Genomic DNA, 433 nt, shown 5'->3' on the forward strand with positions numbered 1-433 from the left:
ACTCTCACCCTCTCAGGCGCTAACACCTTCACTGGCGGCGCCAATATCTCCGCCGGTAAGGTGATTGCTGGTAACTCTAATCCAAGCTCATCTTTTGATGACAGCCTTGCGGTATACGTTAATGATGGCGCAACCTATGAGTTAGGTGGCTCAGAAGTCATTGGACAACTTACTGGTGCTGGCTCGATTATTTTAGGCAGTCATAAACTGACGGCATATAACGGCGGCACTTCGGGCACATTTAGTGGAGTGATCTCTGGTACCGGACATTTTGCCGTGGCTGCTAATGCATCTGCCACTCTGACCGGCAACAGCACCTATACCGGTGAAACCATCCTGGCCGCAAACGCTACCTTGACCTTAGGTGCTAATGGCACATCCGGTAGTGTTGCCAACAGCTCACTCATCTCGTTTGCAGATGGCGCAACCTTGC

At 51.5% G+C, this 433-nt stretch carries 1 protein-coding gene; it reads left to right on the top strand.

From position 1 onward, the window contains the following. Positions 1-433, top strand: a 433-nt coding sequence (locus ICN16_RS09805) for an autotransporter-associated beta strand repeat-containing protein (protein WP_216137081.1), incomplete at both ends; no start/stop codon positions are given.

Source organism: Polynucleobacter sp. es-MAR-4, from assembly GCF_018882055.1.
In the GTDB taxonomy this organism is placed as follows: Bacteria; Pseudomonadota; Gammaproteobacteria; order Burkholderiales; family Burkholderiaceae; genus Polynucleobacter.